Source organism: Acinetobacter sp. CAU_H_60 (assembly GCF_058599385.1).
The window spans coordinates 251,699-266,005 of record NZ_CM178653.1 but is presented as its reverse complement, the minus strand read 5'-3'; the positions used below and the strand labels follow the sequence as shown (position 1 = coordinate 266,005).

Below are 14,307 nucleotides of genomic sequence, written 5' to 3'. Positions count from 1 at the left end.
AATAAAAAACCTCCCGATTGGGAGGCTTTTTTTAAATTTCTTTGAGATGACAGGCTTTTAAAAATTGATATGTTGAATCATACAATTCACTCGGTCTGGTCCAATCATTATCATCTACATTCGGTAGGTAAATCACCATTCCTTGACGCGCACGAGTCAACAAAACACGATAAGTATTCAGTAGATATTTTTGCTTTTCCATCTGATTGATGTTCTGCCATTTTGTTCCTTTAAATGCTTGATAACACCAACCATCCTTAAAGTAAAAATTAATATCCCACGCAACACAGCAGTAATCTAATTCTAATCCCTGAACATCAAATTCTGTGGCGACATCTTCTAAGTAATATGAAGAACGTACATCAATTGTAGAATTCAAAAACCAATCAGATGGTGTGATTTTATTTTTAACATCAATCCCCTCTGCTTTGAGTCTTCTTGCGCCTGAGCTCGCAATCATGCCGTAACGCTCTGTCCCTTTGGCTTGTTGTTTTAGCCATGACTTAGCTTGTTCCAAATTCCTTGTTATAACAATTGGATAGGATTCTACAACTTGGCTATAAACATGCTGTGCTTTCATCGCATCACCATCTAAAATTGCTTGGACAAGTTCAGCAACTCTTTCACTTCTAAACGACCTTACTGATACCGCCAAATGTAAATCAGGTTCTTTATTGCCATGCTGAATTAAATGATGCTTTTGGCTTTGATCTTGTATATAGACACGATCCTCTAAAATTTTCTCAGAATAATAAATCTGCCATTCAGGATAATGCTGTTGTAAAGCATCTAACCATTCGATAACCCCTGCTTCTCCAGTGTTAATCTCTTGACCGCCACCAATCAAACAAATAATCACACACCAATCCGTGTGCCGATCCATTACCTCAATCAAAAATTGTGGTTCAGATTTATCAAAGTTCTGAATTCCCTTTTTTTGCTTCATAAAGTTAGAAACTTGTTCTTTGCGCCAAGCTCTTTGTGCCTCATCAAATACCACCACCTTTTCAATAGGAGCTTCTAATGACCTTAAGTACTCATCTCGAAAGTGATGGATATTTTGAATAAAAGCTTTTGCTTTTCTTTCAGCACTTGATCTGGTTTCAAGTTGACCTTCAGTTTTTGCTGTTTCAACTGTTTGTCGAATCAGTGCTTCCTTTAGCACATCAACAAGTGGGCCATTGCCCGAGAGAAAAACTGAATGTTCTGATTCGTCTTTTTTTAGTCGCTGGTTAGCAATATTCAGCCCTGCTAATGTTTTTCCAGCACCCGGTACTCCTGTAAGAAAACAAATTGCCTTATGTCGTTTTTCTTTTGTTGTTTCAATAATATGTTCAATACGTGCTGAAGTTATTTTTAAATTAATCGCCCCTGCATCACTTCTGGAAATATCTTCAACTTGATGTCCTTGATAAAGTGCTTTCGCTGCTTCAATGATTGTGGGTGTCGGCCTATAGCTGGCTTGATTCCACTCTTGGATATTAATGTCCATACCCACATCATAATGCGCAAGAACCTGTAGAATCATTTGGTTTAAATTGTACTGATGACAACAAATGGGCGCTCCAAGATCATCTACATCCTCCCAAATGATCTCTTCTGTATCCGCTTCAGTAGCTACAAGAATTGGAATAATTTTTTTATCATGACTTTGTGAATGAAAATTCTTTAAATCCAAGCAATAATCAATCACCTGATTTTTTGCAGTTGCAGAATAAAAACTTTCCCCAACCTTAAACTCAATAACAAAGATTAAATTACGAATAATCAAAATATTATCAGCACGCTTCCCCATTCGAGGAATGCTGTACTCAAAGTAAAGACGACCCTTTGCTATACCAACTAAAGTTGCTTTTAAAATATCTATTTGTGCTAACCAAGCATTTTTCTGTAAATCTTCAAGTGCAAATTCATGATGCTGTGCCAAATTACCTAAGATTAAGTCATTTGAGCTAGATAAAAAATCTTGGATGGAACTTTGATAATAACTTCTTAGCATTTTTAGATTCTTTGAGATTTTTTAAATGTTTTTAATAAGAAAAACCTCCCAAAAGGGAGGTTTTTCGTTTAGAGCCTAAAGATTATTTCGAACCTTTAATCCCTGCTTGCAATAACAATGCCCCTAAACCGCCAATTTTATTTTCTTGTGGTTTAGCCGCTTGAGGTTTCTTGCCATGTGGGCGATCACCTTGCGGACGCGCATGCTGTGGACGTTTGCCTTGTGGCTTGCGCTCACCGCGTTGCTCATTGTCACGACGTGGTTGACGTGGTGCTTTCGCTGGCGCTTCCGAACCTTCAGGACGCATCGACAGATTGACACGGTTACGTTCCACATCAACGTTCAGTACACGAACTTGTACGATTTGACCTGGTTTTACCACTTTATGCGGATCAGCCACAAATTCATTGGCTAATTCAGAAATATGGACCAAACCATCCTGATGTACACCAACATCCACGAAAGCACCGAAGTTAGTCACATTGGTGACTACGCCTTCCAGCTGCATGCCTTCAGTCAATTGAGCCACTTCAGTAATATCATCACGGAATTTTGCGGTACGGAATTCTGGACGCGGGTCACGGCCAGGTTTTTCCAGTTCAGCCAAAACGTCCTGAACGGTTGGCAGCCCGAATTTATCATCGACAAACTCTTCAGCATTGACCTGGCGAATGATTTCAGTATTGCCAATGATGTCTTTAACAGTCGTTGCTTTCGCTTCAACAATTTTAGATACCAATGGATAAGATTCAGGGTGAACTGCAGAGGCATCTAGCGGTTCTGAACCTTGCTGGATACGCAAGAAACCCGCTGCCTGTTCAAAAGTACGCTCGCCTAGACGTGGCACTTTTTTCAGGTCCTGACGGTTGTCAAAACGGCCATTTTCCTTACGGAAGTCCACGATTTGCTGTGCAATTGATTTGTTCAGACCTGCGATATAACCCAGGATTGCAGCAGATGCAGTATTTACATCCACACCGACCGAGTTCACACAGTCTTCAACCACTGCTTCAAGGGTTTTTGCCAGACCGGTCTGGTTCACATCATGCTGGTACTGACCTACACCAATGGATTTAGGATCGATTTTCACCAGTTCTGCTAATGGATCTTGCAGACGGCGTGCAATTGATACTGCACCACGGATCGATACATCCAGTTCAGGCAATTCCTGAGAAGCCAGTTCAGATGCTGAGTAAACAGAAGCACCCGCTTCTGAAACAGAAACACGAGTCAATTTCAGGTCGCCATTTGCAGCCATCATTTCAGCAACCAATGCTTCAGTTTCACGGCTTGCCGTACCATTACCGATTGCAATCAGGTCAACATTGAATTCGCGGCAAAGACGTGCTAATTCAGCCAGTGAACCTTCTTTATCATCTTTTGGTGCAAATGGGTAAATGGTGCTATGTGCCAATACATCGCCAGACTCATTCACCACTGCCAGTTTAACGCCAGTACGGATGCCAGGGTCTACACCCAGAGTTGTACGGGCACCTGCAGGCGCAGAAAGCAGTAAATGACGCAGGTTTTCAGCAAAGACCTGCATTGCTTCAGCTTCAGCAGCCAGACGTTTTTCAGTCAATAATGAATGTTCGATCGTTGGACGAACTTTACCAAGCCAGAACAGTTTCGCAGTTTGCTTTAAGAAATCCTGACGAGATTGCGGCTGAATGGTATCCAGGTTGTATTCAGTTTCAATACGTGCCAATGGTGCATCATCTTCACCATCTACTTTAAGGCCCAGTACATTTTCCTGACGGCCACGTAGCATTGCCAATAAGCGGTGTGAAGGTACCTTGTTCAGATTTTCAGAGAAATCGAAGTAATCACGGAATTTTTTACCAACTTCTTTTTTCTCTTCACTAGCGACCAGACTTTTCAACACAGCCGTTTTAGCAAACATTGCTTTAAGCTCAGTGGTCAACGCAATATTCTGTGCCCAGTCATCAATCAGGATGTGCTGGATTGCATCAAGCTGGCTTTCCTGATCTGGATAATCTTCATGGCTAAAGCCCGCTAATGCTTCTGCTGGATCCACGGCTTCAGTAAAGATTTTTTCTGCAATCGGACCTAAACCGGCTTCTTTGGCTTTAAACGATTTGCTGGTACGTTTTGGACGGTATGGTGCGTAAATTTCTTCTAGGGCATTTTTAGTTTCTGCCGCGTTCACCCGTGCCAATAAATCATCAGATAATTTATTTTGTTCTTTTAGTGATTCGATCACCTTTTCACGGCGTTCATACAAATCACGCAAATACGATAAACGTGTATCGAGCTGGCGTAGTTGCGTATCGTCTAAGCCCTGCGTTACTTCTTTACGGTAACGTGCAATGAAAGGAACGCTGGCACCCTCATCAATCAGTTTGATGGCAGCTTCTACTTGATTTGGACGTACGGCAAGTTCTTTTGCCAACTGCTGAACTAAGTCAGTCATCGTGTTTGATCCCACAAGGATAAGTACTAAATGGCATGATTATAAAGACCAGGTCTATAAAATCCACCATTGTTTTTATTAATTTATATAAGCTTCAGATAACCGTATACGATCGTTTTCCAGTTTTTCCACTAAAGTTTGCATGAACTTTGCATTTTATTCTTGTTCCGAGACGATTTTTTTCGCATATAGATGTATATATTTGGTATCTATGTCTTGATTTTAACTGCAATATTTGATGCTTTAGAGCATAGTCAATTAATAGTAATGAATCGTATACTCAAAGCATATTTCATTTTTTGTTTATGACGACAATAAAGAATAAAGGAGCACCTCATGAGTTTAGTGGTACCTGCTGAAAAACCCGATGCTGTACATACCGAAACCGACCGGGTCGAGCGCATCCTGGTTGTCGATGATGATGTGCGTCTGCGTACCCTGTTACAACGTTTCCTTGAAGATAAAGGCTTCGTCGTTAAAACTGCGCATGATGCTACCCAGATGGATCGACTATTACAGCGGGAACTGTTTTCTCTGATTGTGCTCGATTTTATGCTGCCTGTAGAAGACGGCCTCAGCATCTGTCGTCGCCTACGCCAGTCGAATATTGATATTCCAATTATTATGCTCACTGCACGTGGTAGCGATTCGGATCGTATTGCGGGTCTGGAAGCCGGTGCCGATGATTACCTGCCTAAGCCATTTAATCCAAATGAATTGCTGGCACGTATCCGTGCAGTTTTGCGTCGTCAAGTTCGTGAAGTGCCAGGCGCTCCTAGCCAGCAAATGGAAGTGGTGTCGTTCGGCCCATGGTCACTGGATCTGTCCACTCGTACTCTGACTCGTGAGGGCCAGGTAGTGACCCTGACCACTGGTGAATTTGCGGTATTGAAAGCGCTGGTTCAGCATCCACGTGAACCTTTAACGCGTGACAAACTGATGAATCTGGCACGTGGCCGTGAATGGGGTGCGATGGAACGTTCAATTGACGTTCAGGTATCACGCTTACGTCGACTGATTGAAGAAAACCCTGCCCGTGCGCGTTATATTCAAACCGTTTGGGGTGTCGGTTATGTGTTTGTTCCAGATGGTGCTGAATAATTTTCTTATTAGAAGAAAGTAAAATAGTCGTCCATCTATAAATCTAGTTTTGAATTATGTGACAAATTCATTCGCAACTGTTTGAGGCAGGAGGTATTCATCTCTAATGTTTCTGCGATAAATTGATTACTTGCCCCAATTTGACGAGTTTTGCGATGAGGAGCACTGCTCTGCAAGATGGTTTTGCCTACTTTTGCCGAAACAAAAGTAGGTCGAACCGAAGGTTTTAACCTATATCTAAATTACAGATGGTTTGACTCCGGTATGATAAGGCCTTTTAATCAACTCATAATAATTTGCTGAAGTCATAGCACAGGATTGCTCAGTGAAACTCGACCCCATCGACCCACAAAAATTTACCGATTTTGTCACCTACTCAGAAAAAAAACGTACCCCTTGGGAACGCTTTCTGGACAAAATCAAACCGCGCTCCGCAGCGATGCGAACCACTGTACTGGTGGTCTTTGTGGTCTGTTTCAGCCTGTTCATGTCAATCTGGTTTTTCTGGCGTACGCTTTATTTACCTGAAATTCAGCAACACGCGCGTTATCTGGCCATGGAGCTGGAGATTCTCAACAATCCGGACCTGCGTCTTTATCATAAAGAACAGGAAGTCGATATTGATACCTGGCTCAAAAACCGGATCGGAATCGAATATGTCACCAATCCAGCTGAATACCCCAATGTAAAAGACAAGGTTATTGCCGAATTCTTTACCAACCAGATTGAAACCAAACTGGCCAAAGAATTAAGAATCGAACAGGCGACCGTTTATTTCCAGTTCAAGCCAAGTCCACGCATCTGGATTCAAACCCCTGAAATGAACGGCAACTGGGTACGTGAACCTCTTAAAACCTATGCCAACTATAGTCCTGAACTGATTCTAGGCTGGCTACTGGGTACGCCACTCATTGCCGGCATTATTATTCTGACCTTGGTTCGTCAGCTGAACCGTCCTTTACGCCGCTTGCAGAATGCAGCAAACAGCTATAGTAAAAATGGTTCCGCTCCTTATCTGGATACTAATCATGGTCCGCTGGAAATCCGTCAGGTGAATCATGCCTTTAACCAGATGATTTATACCTTAGATCAAACCGAACGTGATCGTCGAATCATGCTCGCGGGGATTTCACATGACCTGCGTACACCGTTGACCCGTATTCGTCTTAGCGCAGAAATGATGCCGGATGAAGACTTTCTCAAGGAAGGTCTGATTTATGACGTGGAGGATATGGATGCCATTCTGAACCAGTTCATTTCCTATATGCGGGATGGCTCCGATGAAGAGCTGCAAGAAACCAATGTCAATGTGCTGTTGCAGGAACTGGTCAAGCAGTTTAAGCCACTTGATATCCGCTTTACACCTCAAGAGATACCACTGGTTGAGGTACGCAGCATGTCGCTGAAACGCCTGATTGGCAACCTGATCAATAACTCGAAACGTTATGGTGCTGAACCGATCGAGCTTGCTGCCTATGTACAAGATCATAAACTGATGATCAGTGTGGCCGATCATGGTGAAGGGATTCCGGAAGACCAGATTGAAGCGCTGATGCAACCCTTTGTTCGTGGAAATTCCGCACGTACCGTACAAGGCAGTGGTCTGGGTCTGGCCATTGTCAAACGTATTGTTGATATTCACTCAGGTGAGCTGCATATCCAGAATCGGCCTGAAGGCGGTCTGGAAGCCATTATCGCCTTACCCCTGAAAACAGCAGATTCAGAGGCACCTGCTACCCCAACCACCTTGGATAAAATTCGTCAAACGCTCACTGATCACTTCTAGTAAGTGATCATAAAAGCAACAAACGACTTTTTAGTATTTCTATATAATTCATTTTAATTTTCAATAATTCAACCACTTAAAAAACATCATTTTTCATTATACCTACATTTAGCTAAAAAATTAGACCTTAGCCTAACACCTATGCAAAATACATTTTTTGATCGGTACAATCCGTATCATTATTTAAGAATTTATGAGAGTTGAAATGTCTTTAGATCGTATCCGTTTAGCCTCCCTACACAACAAAGTCATCAGCCCTGAACAAGCTGCTGAATTCATCGAAGATGGTATGACTGTGGGTATGAGTGGCTTTACTCGCGCTGGTGAAGCGAAGGCGGTTCCTTTAGCTTTGGTACAACGCGCAAAAGCAAATCCACTGAAAATCACGTTGATCACAGGTGCATCACTCGGTAACGATTTGGACAAGCAACTCACTGAAGCAGGCGTATTGGCACGTCGTTTACCATTCCAGGTAGATAGCACTTTACGTAAAGCGATCAACAAAGGCGAAGTGATGTTCATCGATCAGCATTTGTCTGAAACAGTTGAACAGATGCGTAACCAGCAGTTGAAAAAACCTGATGTAGCGGTAATTGAAGCAGTTGCGATCACTGAAGATGGCGGCATCATTCCAACAACTTCTGTAGGTAACTCAGCAAGCTTTGCAATTTTTGCTGAAAAAGTAATTGTTGAAATCAACACGAATTTAAGTCCTGCATTTGAAGGCTTGCACGACATCTATATCCCGACTTACCGTCCAACACGTCAAGCAATTCCATTGACTCAAGTGGATGAGCGTATCGGTACACATGCAATCAATATCGATCCTTCAAAAATCGTGGGTATCGTATTCAACAATGAATTGCATGACTCTCCATCAACTGTAACTGCACCAGATGATGAGACTCAAAGCATTGCTAACCATTTGATCGCTTTCTTTGAAAAAGAAGTAGCTGAAGAGCGTTTACCGAAAAACCTTGGCCCTCTTCAAGCAGGGATCGGTTCCATTGCAAACGCCGTATTGACGGGTCTGAAAGATTCAAACTTCGAAGACTTGATCATGTACTCAGAAGTACTACAAGACTGTACCTTTGAATTGATCGATGCCGGTAAAATGAAGTTTGCTTCAGGTTCTTCAATTACACTTTCTGCAAAATACGGCGAGAAAGTATTTAACAACCTTGAGCACTACAAAGACAAACTTGTATTACGTCCACAAGAAATCTCTAATCACCCTGAACTGGTACGTCGTTTAGGTATTATCGGTATCAACACTGCGCTTGAATTCGATATTTACGGTAACGTGAACTCAACTCACGTTTGTGGTACCAAAATGATGAACGGTATCGGTGGTTCAGGTGACTTCGCTCGTAATGCACACCTGGCAATCTTCGTGACCAAATCAATCGCGAAAGGTGGCGACATCTCTTCAGTAGTTCCATTCGCGTCTCACGTAGACCATGCTGAACACGATGTTGACATCCTGGTAACAGAACAAGGTCTGGCAGATCTTCGTGGTCTGGCTCCGCGTGAGCGTGCACGTGCAGTAATTGATAACTGTGCGCACCCAATGTACCGCGATGCGTTGAATGATTACTTTGACCGTGCATGTGCAAAAGGCGGCCATACTCCTCACCTGCTTCGTGAAGCGCTGTCTTGGCATTCTAACTTTGAAGAAAATGGCCACATGCTTGCAGCAGAAGCTGCGGTAAAAACTGCATAATTGACCGTTTCAGAAAACGCCCTACGGGGCGTTTTTTTATAGGTGAATGTGGGATCAATGACCGTGATCATCTGCATAAGATCCCCTCAGTCCAAACTTGTTAAATATTTTGAATGATTAAACTGCGCTTAGTCTGAACGCAGGGCTTTAAATTCCGATTCTTCACCCTCATACTTGCAACAAGACTAAGATTAGAGACATAACATGCGCGTAGATATTTGGTCAGATGTGGTCTGCCCCTTCTGCTATATTGGTAAAAAACGTCTGGAAGCCGCTGCACAAGAAGCAGGGATTGAGCTTGAAGTACATTGGCATAGTTTTCAGTTAGATCCTGAAGCACCAGTACGTCAGGAAATTTCCAATTCTGAGCGCTTGGCACAAAAATACGGCCGTTCAGTCGCAGAAGTTGAAGACATGCAGCGCAATATTGCTGAAATGGCCAAAGCTGAAGGGATTGAATTTAACTGGGAAGGTGCCAACTCAGGTAACACCTTGAATGCGCACCGCATCATCCACCTCGCGCAAAGCAAAGGCTTGGGCAACGAAGCACAGGAAGCTTTTTTCTATAGCTACATGACCCAAGGTCTGGCGATTGGCGAACGTGAAACGCTGGAAGATGTCGCGGCCCGTATCGGCCTGAATCCGGTGGAAGTGGATGATGTACTGGACTCAGAAGAATTTGCCGACTTTGTTAAATTTGACCAGGAAGTAGCACGTGACCAGCTCAAAGTTACCGGTGTTCCGTTCTTTGTATTTGATCAACGCATTGCTTTGGCAGGTGCTCAGCCGAAGGAAGTTTTCTTGCAAGTCCTTGAAAAAGCATTAGAGGAGCCAGAGCAACAGCCAGCAGCTGATCAGTGTTCTACAGATGCTTGTGATGTTCCGACCCAGCCTGAATAAACATTGAAATTGAAGAAAATGAAAAAATCCCCATTCGAGATGGGGATTTTTTTATAGATGATTGGATTAGTCAACCAAGAAGCTGATCTTTAGATTGACACGATATTCGGTAATTTTATTGTCATTAATCACGACTTTCTGTTCATTGATCCAGGCACCTTGAACGTTTTTAATCGTTTCTGTGACTTTCGCGATGCCACTTTGAATTGCATCCTCAAAGCTTTTACTACTGCTTGAATTGACTTCTACCACTTTTGCAATTGCCATGATTCAACACTCACTCTGTGAAGATAGAAGCATTTATCTTAGTTGATTTAAATTTCTCTACAGCTCGTAGTAAACAAGCAATAGCAAAAACTTACAGGGAATGAACAAATACTAATCTGCCCTTACTGCTTTAAAAAATTTAAATCGAGACCTTTAGCTTTAAATAATCGCAAAAGAAATATTCACCCAGAATCTTCTAAAGCATCTAAAAAATGTATAAAAAACAATCCAAAACCATCTAGAGCAAATATTCTAATATATTGTTTTATAGAGTATTTTATCTAGAATTAGTTGCTTTTCTTGCCGATTTGATCATTTTTTATTAATTGCCATTTGATATTATTTTCACGTGATTTAGGACTAACTTTTTTCTTGTTCAAGCTCTTGAACACCCAGATATCAAAAGGTCATGTTATGAAAACTGTTAAATTTTTATGCGCAGCAACTGTGATGGCTTTTTCTCTACAAGCTTCAGCACAAATGGCTCAAGTGGTTTATCTTCCAGATTTCCCTGTGAGCAAAGCACCAGTTGAAACTGTAGCAACAGATACTGCGACTGCAGAAACTGAAAAAGCGGCTTAAGTCTTTAAGCGAAATCTCCCAGCAGGCTGAATTATTCAGCCTGTTTTTATTTCCGGATTTTAAAAATCTAACTTGCTCTTCTGTTTAGCGAGCATTAAAAACCTCATTATTTTTTATTTTATTTTGATTTCGTTCACTTTTTATTCAAAAACAACTACCAAATTCGCTTAAAAAATACTCAAAATAATCAAGTATTTTGTCAATCAGATGCTTATAATCAGAACCTGATCTTTTATGGATTTCAGACTTTCTTGTTATGAACCAGCTTCAAGCATTAATACAGGGAAAAATTTCTCCGCAGGCGGTTTCTGTGGATTTTTTGATTGAAATGGCTGAGCGTTATCCAGATCCCAACTCTACCGAATACAAACTGGTAGAACTTGCGGTCAATATGATCATGGCCAAAACACTGGATAAAGCACTCAAATATATCTAGAGAGCTAAAATGAATGCTTTAGAAAAAGCAAAATTAATTAAAGAATTAAACGAATTGGGGCAGCAATTAGAACATAAATCCCTCAGTTTATATGAAGCCGCCCGAACCAAAAAACGACTCCAGGATATTTTTCATCTCTGTGATGAACCTGTTTTTAAAAATCAGATTTTAAGTTTTAAATCCCGTGTTCAGCCTGAGCTGACAGCACATCAGTTTGCAGCAAGCACTCAGTTTCATCATTGTTATCGCGGTTATTTTAAGGATCCTGTCCAGCTGCAACAGGCACTGATTGCACATAGAGAAACAGGCTGGGCCTTTTTGCATCAGCCACAACAAGGCTGGCAAATCTGGCTGGGTCCTGTAGAGCAATCTGATTTTTTACATGGTGAATGGGATGAATTAGCAAATTGCCATCACTGGCTTTTGCAGCAACAGCAACAAGGCGCATATTTTCCTCTCGATCCTCAACTGGATATTCCGGCCTTATCTGTTCAGGATGCCGAATTCGATACGCTTACCCTAGAAATCGCGTGCTATCATCAGGGCAGTTTGCAGATCCGGACCAAGATCACTGCACCTCAACTGTCTAAAACAATCGAACCTGATTTAGACAGAGCAACCAGCGAAATAGAAGTTAAAACAGCTGAACTGTCTATAGAAATAAACAATACGGATAATTCATCCTCTAGTCCGGTGCTAGATGAACACATTACTTTCCCTGAATCTATACAGCTAGGTGAATTCTCTGCCCTGCTGCACCCCTTAGAACATACTGGAGCGACTATACGGCGTCTCTGCGCCCTGGAATTACAACCGGCTGCTTCCCAACCGGCTGATCTGGAAATAGCACTATATTATGCTGAGGAAGACCACTGGCAGACACGTCCTGTTTATATTGTCATGCAGACCGATCAGCAAGGGCAAGGTCTGAAATATCTGATGCTCTTGGGCGCACCGAGTCTCTTGCAGGCCAATTCCTGTATCCAGTACTGGGGCACGCAGCGTGGACGGCGTTGTATAGAGATAAAATCCATATCATGGGCAGCTTTAGGTGCCTGTCTTGACCAGATAGATCTTTTCAGTGAAATGTATCTGCAACAAGCCGAAACGGTCTGGATACCTGAAGAAAGCTATGCCTATATTCCGGCTCGGTGTATTCATCAAAAGAAATTTATCATTTTTGAAGAAGCGTCCGCTGATTTTTCTACTCCAATTTTATTACTACAGGAACATCAGAAAATTCGGGTGATTCATGGGGAACGCCGCTTAGCATTGTCCGATCAGGAAATCGCTTATCCTTATTTAATGCTCAAACGAGATAAGGATTTGAATTGGCAAAAAATTCATCAAATTGTTTTAGGATTGTCACAGCCGGTACGGGTTTTAGATCTTTATATGGCAATTCAGGCACAAATCATTAAATAATTGATGTAGTTATGTAGTTTATCCTTGCTTTTTTTCCTTATTTTTTAGAAAACTAGCGCAGTAAATAAAATACGATAAGAGCAAGAATCAACTCATGCGAATAAACCAAATTACTCGAATCTTATTGCTATCATTTGGCGTGGGATTAAGTAGTAGCCCAGTTTGGGCAGAAGTATCTCCTATAGAAACAGAACAGCCTACAGGTACAGGTACAGGTACAGGTACAGGTACAGGTACAGGTACAGGTATTTTAGATCAGATTCCACGCTTGATCGATGCCACGCCCACGATTTTACCTGAACAGTCAGACGAAGCGATGGTGCCCACCACTGAGGAAACAGAAGATAAATCTTGGGCTGACAAAAAGCAGAAAAGAATCCGTGAATGGGCAGACCGCACCGCACATAAGATTGATAACTGGTTTGGCCAGACCAACCCGGATGAGCCAGCAACTGCGACTTTGCGAATCATCCTGGATAATAGCTGGGACAAATATGAAAACTATGAAATCAAGCCGAGGATTCGAGGAAAAATCAAGCTTCCAACCTTGGAACAAAGGTTAAGTCTGGTCTTTGGTGATGACAGTCTGGATAACGAACTGGACACCAATGTCGCAATTACCAATGAAAATCCTGGCAATGCCCGGGATAAAAATCTGGATATTCGCCGTACCCGTGAAAATAACAGCTCGTTTGCACTACGCTGGTCAGAATTTTCAAATGGCCTACCTTTCGATAGCGATCTGGATCTGGGGGTACGTTCTGGGGATGATATTTATGTACGGGCCAAAATCAGTAAAGACTGGGCGATGCAGAATGACTTCTCTTTTCATGCTGAACAGATTTATCGTTATGGATTGCAGAGTGAAAACTATTTGCGAACCAACCTGGAACTGATTCATGCCCGTCCCAATGAGGCCTTTTTTTCCAATCAGTTAAGTCTGACCTATGCAGATGAGCAAGAAGACGATCTGACTTGGGATAACTATACTTTCAGGCAGCATCAATTTTTCCAGGGCAACCGCTTTAACTATGGTATTTATACGGGCGGCTATCTGGATGATAAAGACTTACGCTTAAATCGCTGGGGACCTTATGTGTCCTGGAGGCAACCTTTTTTACGTGAATGGTTCTTTGTCCAGGGCGACCTAAATTACCTGAATGATGACCGACTGGACCGCAGCCATTATCTGGGTGCGATGGTACGTCTTGAGGCTATTTTCTAAATTTGAATAAATCCGAAACTATAAAAGCCTATAAAATATGGGCTTTTTAATGTCTGAATCCAATGAGTTTTTATTGGCGGTGCTCAACCGTCGTAAAGGTAATTCGATCACTACGAATCACACGTTTTTGCTGCAAAGAAGGCTGTTCCATCTGTGGCATATTCCATACTGCGCGGTCTGTACGCTGCATTCGTTTTACCTTTGGCGCTTCTTTTTTCATGGGTGCCTGAAAACTAATATGATCACTACGAGTCACTTTTTTGGACTCAGTATCGGCCATTGTGGCTGCGCTCATTGATACCAGAATGATTGTACTCAGACTCATCATCAGTGATTTTTTCATGGGAGAATTCTCTTAACTTAATAATCGTTATTATAAATTAATATTTTAATTATTATCTATTTTTTAGATTCAAAACCTAAAGGTAT

Annotated in this window: 12 protein-coding genes; 8 read left to right on the top strand and 4 right to left on the bottom strand. The window is 42.0% G+C overall.

The window, feature by feature from the left end; all coding sequences use genetic code 11:
- Positions 1-31: 31 nt before the first annotated feature.
- Both AC4MBN_RS01250 and AC4MBN_RS01245 read right to left on the bottom strand, forming a co-directional pair.
- The gene (locus AC4MBN_RS01250; protein ID WP_491880518.1) at positions 32-1,999 is read right to left on the bottom strand and encodes a DUF2075 domain-containing protein; all 1,968 of its coding nucleotides are present in this window, start codon (positions 1,997-1,999) and stop codon (positions 32-34) included.
- Between the two features lie 82 nt (positions 2,000-2,081).
- Positions 2,082-4,433: a Tex family protein gene (locus tag AC4MBN_RS01245; protein WP_491880517.1), complete on the bottom strand. Its 2,352-nt coding sequence runs from the start codon at positions 4,431-4,433 to the stop codon at positions 2,082-2,084.
- 336 nt (positions 4,434-4,769) lie between these two features.
- Here AC4MBN_RS01245 and ompR point away from each other — a divergent pair, with 336 nt between their 5' ends.
- The 4 genes from ompR (at position 4,770) to AC4MBN_RS01225 (ending at position 9,943) form a co-directional block, all read left to right on the top strand.
- Positions 4,770-5,534, top strand: a complete 765-nt coding sequence (gene ompR / locus AC4MBN_RS01240) for an osmolarity response regulator transcription factor OmpR (protein ID WP_004781707.1) — start codon at positions 4,770-4,772, stop codon at positions 5,532-5,534.
- 325 nt (positions 5,535-5,859) lie between these two features.
- A complete protein-coding gene (locus AC4MBN_RS01235) occupies positions 5,860-7,320 on the top strand; it encodes an ATP-binding protein (protein WP_491880516.1) in 1,461 nt (486 codons plus the stop codon).
- A 205-nt stretch (positions 7,321-7,525) separates the two neighbouring features.
- Positions 7,526-9,043, top strand: a complete 1,518-nt coding sequence (gene scpC / locus AC4MBN_RS01230; protein WP_491880515.1) for a succinyl-CoA:acetate CoA-transferase ScpC — start codon at positions 7,526-7,528, stop codon at positions 9,041-9,043.
- 204 nt (positions 9,044-9,247) lie between these two features.
- Positions 9,248-9,943 (top strand): DsbA family oxidoreductase, encoded by a 696-nt coding sequence (locus AC4MBN_RS01225; RefSeq protein ID WP_491880514.1) that lies wholly within the window; start codon positions 9,248-9,250, stop codon positions 9,941-9,943.
- Positions 9,944-10,009: 66 nt separating this feature from the next.
- On the opposite strand, the gene AC4MBN_RS01220 is transcribed toward AC4MBN_RS01225, so the two are convergent.
- Entirely contained in the window at positions 10,010-10,210 is a 201-nt protein-coding gene (locus AC4MBN_RS01220; RefSeq protein ID WP_419375046.1) for a dodecin family protein, read from the bottom strand.
- Positions 10,211-10,624: 414 nt separating this feature from the next.
- Between AC4MBN_RS01220 and AC4MBN_RS01215 the strand changes: the two genes are divergently transcribed.
- The 4 genes from AC4MBN_RS01215 to AC4MBN_RS01200 all read left to right on the top strand — a co-directional run bounded on the left by AC4MBN_RS01215 (position 10,625) and on the right by AC4MBN_RS01200 (position 13,878).
- Positions 10,625-10,792 carry a hypothetical protein gene (locus tag AC4MBN_RS01215; protein ID WP_004781698.1) on the top strand — a complete coding sequence of 56 codons (168 nt, stop codon included), beginning with the start codon at positions 10,625-10,627 and terminating at the stop codon, positions 10,790-10,792.
- A gap of 256 nt (positions 10,793-11,048) precedes the next feature.
- The gene (locus tag AC4MBN_RS01210) at positions 11,049-11,228 is read left to right on the top strand and encodes a hypothetical protein (RefSeq protein ID WP_419363850.1); all 180 of its coding nucleotides are present in this window, start codon (positions 11,049-11,051) and stop codon (positions 11,226-11,228) included.
- Between the two features lie 9 nt (positions 11,229-11,237).
- A complete protein-coding gene (locus AC4MBN_RS01205) occupies positions 11,238-12,653 on the top strand; it encodes a hypothetical protein (protein WP_491880513.1) in 1,416 nt (471 codons plus the stop codon).
- 94 nt (positions 12,654-12,747) lie between these two features.
- Positions 12,748-13,878: a hypothetical protein gene (locus AC4MBN_RS01200; RefSeq protein WP_491880512.1), complete on the top strand. Its 1,131-nt coding sequence runs from the start codon at positions 12,748-12,750 to the stop codon at positions 13,876-13,878.
- Between the two features lie 70 nt (positions 13,879-13,948).
- Here AC4MBN_RS01200 and AC4MBN_RS01195 read toward each other — a convergent pair whose 3' ends face one another.
- The gene (locus tag AC4MBN_RS01195) at positions 13,949-14,221 is read right to left on the bottom strand and encodes a hypothetical protein (protein WP_419363858.1); all 273 of its coding nucleotides are present in this window, start codon (positions 14,219-14,221) and stop codon (positions 13,949-13,951) included.
- Positions 14,222-14,307 lie beyond the last annotated feature (86 nt).

Excerpts from the sequence above, each read along its gene's own strand:
- AC4MBN_RS01250 (WP_491880518.1), bottom strand. The coding sequence starts at position 1,999 with ATGCTAAGAAGTTATTATCAAAGTTCCATCCAAGATTTTTTATCTAGC.
- AC4MBN_RS01245 (WP_491880517.1), bottom strand. The coding sequence starts at position 4,433 with ATGACTGACTTAGTTCAGCAGTTGGCAAAAGAACTTGCCGTACGTCCA.
- ompR (WP_004781707.1), top strand. The coding sequence starts at position 4,770 with ATGAGTTTAGTGGTACCTGCTGAAAAACCCGATGCTGTACATACCGAA.
- scpC (WP_491880515.1), top strand. The coding sequence starts at position 7,526 with ATGTCTTTAGATCGTATCCGTTTAGCCTCCCTACACAACAAAGTCATC.
- AC4MBN_RS01225 (WP_491880514.1), top strand. The coding sequence starts at position 9,248 with ATGCGCGTAGATATTTGGTCAGATGTGGTCTGCCCCTTCTGCTATATT.
- AC4MBN_RS01220 (WP_419375046.1), bottom strand. The coding sequence starts at position 10,210 with ATGGCAATTGCAAAAGTGGTAGAAGTCAATTCAAGCAGTAGTAAAAGC.
- AC4MBN_RS01215 (WP_004781698.1), top strand. The coding sequence starts at position 10,625 with ATGAAAACTGTTAAATTTTTATGCGCAGCAACTGTGATGGCTTTTTCT.
- AC4MBN_RS01210 (WP_419363850.1), top strand. The coding sequence starts at position 11,049 with ATGAACCAGCTTCAAGCATTAATACAGGGAAAAATTTCTCCGCAGGCG.
- AC4MBN_RS01205 (WP_491880513.1), top strand. The coding sequence starts at position 11,238 with ATGAATGCTTTAGAAAAAGCAAAATTAATTAAAGAATTAAACGAATTG.
- AC4MBN_RS01200 (WP_491880512.1), top strand. The coding sequence starts at position 12,748 with ATGCGAATAAACCAAATTACTCGAATCTTATTGCTATCATTTGGCGTG.
- AC4MBN_RS01195 (WP_419363858.1), bottom strand. The coding sequence starts at position 14,221 with ATGAAAAAATCACTGATGATGAGTCTGAGTACAATCATTCTGGTATCA.